The 1,668-nt window shown below is 64.1% G+C and carries 1 protein-coding gene and 1 pseudogene; both read left to right on the top strand.

Features of this window, described 5'->3' with window-relative positions:
* Window positions 1-93: 93 nt before the first annotated feature.
* A pseudogene (locus ACWGI8_RS44030) lies at window positions 94-393 on the top strand (transposase); the annotation flags it as partial.
* Between the two features lie 133 nt (window positions 394-526).
* Entirely contained in the window at window positions 527-1,054 is a 528-nt protein-coding gene (locus tag ACWGI8_RS44025; protein ID WP_453669213.1) for a hypothetical protein, read from the top strand.
* The last annotated feature ends 614 nt before the right edge of the window (window positions 1,055-1,668 follow it).

Raw genomic sequence — 1,668 nt, 5'->3', positions numbered from 1 at the left:
TCGATGGTCCGGGCATACTCAAAGGCTTGCTCCGCGCCCGGAAGGCCGGTGACCAAGATCAGGGCTCGCTTACCGTCCTTCGCGTCCCATTAGGCCTACTCGTCCCGCGGCAACCGGGCACACCTGCGCCAACGGGGGATCAAGGCAGTCATCCCGGAGAAGAGGGACCAGGCCGCCAACCGGAACAGGAAGGGCTCCAGGGGCGGCCGGCCCGTCAGCCACGACACCGACCTCTACAAGGAACGGAACACCGTCGAGCGCCTGATCAACAAGCTGAAGGCCTGGCGAGGCATCGCCACCCGATATGACAAGACCCCGGACAGCTACCTCGCCGGCCTGCACCTACGCGCCTCGATGATCTGGATTAAAGACCTCACCCGAGCCACCTATTGATCACGACTCGATACGCGCCCTAGCTCAAGCAGACGCGAGCTACAGCGCCGCGCTCGACGCCGTGCGAGCACAAGGCCAAATAGAGCATGTCCAGTGGCGGCGCGCTATCCAACGGGAAGCCTATGCGTCCTTCTTGCAAGCAGTGCTCAGCCACCACGACTACGCCCTCAACCTGGAACCCTCGGCCGAGGAGGAGGAAACGCGCTTGCGTATTGCCGGGTTGAAGCCGTTGGCAGCAGACATGTCGCATAAGGGCTGGGTGGTGCGATTGGAGGGGCCTGAAGAAGTGGCATCGGCTGCGCGGGTATTGCAGACATCCGCCGAGGTGCTCGCGATCATGATGCAGAATCACGCACGTCAACGGAGTGCGATGGAGCAAGTTGCTGCGCGGACGAGTACTCACAGACAGGATGCGAGTCGCGCATGGGAGTTGATCACTATCGCGCAAGGCGCCTGGCACACGATCGGTACGCCTGAGGACAGCACCGTCGGAGTCTTGGCAGAACTACGCCAGTTGTTCACGCGCATGGGACTGAGCGCGGCGTTGATCCCGACACTCTGCGGCCCAGCAGATGACGGCCCCGATCTGAACCTTCCCAGCTTCGACGAGGCGAGCAACGCGTTCCTTCTCGCGGCCCGCGCGGCTCTGCATCCGCGGTAGTCGTGGTCTGACTCGGACGGGAGGTGCGGCCGGATCCGGGTCTTCGCGCCGAACGAGCGCGTCGGGGCATGTGCCGGCTTAGTTCAGCAGTCCGCGACGGGGCGCGGTCTGCTGAGTGGCTCGGGGTTCGTACAGGGCCAAGAGCACGGCTTCGGCGCGGTCGGGCGAGGGTATGCCGCGGGCCTTCATCGTCTTCTCCGGCACCATCGATTGCGCGTTCCGTAGCTGCCGCAGAGATCAGGAGATTCGCGACGAGCAGCGCCAGGAGGACGAGGAACGAGCGAGATTGGGTGCCGCCGCGGGTCTTGCAGAGGCTCGCGCCCGCCCCAGCGTTACCGGCCGAGTAGACGATGCACGGGCGCGCGGCGTACGCGGGCACCAGGTCGCATCGCGGCATCAGCCAGCCAGCATCCGCGCCTTCATCAGCGGCTCACAACCTGCGGCGCGAGAGGCATTAAGCAGTATGTGGCACAAATGGTGATGCAGAGGCGCTTTGGTCGAAAGTGGCAGCTCAACAAACCCCTAGTAGGACTCCGTTAGGTCTGTCTTGATCTTGGTGTTGTGCGTGTTCTGGCCGGCAGGGGTTGGTGGCAGGTGGTGCAGATGCCGGTCCA

This window comes from Streptomyces sp. NPDC054841, assembly GCF_053611045.1.
This window is presented reverse-complemented; position numbering and strand designations above follow the sequence as displayed.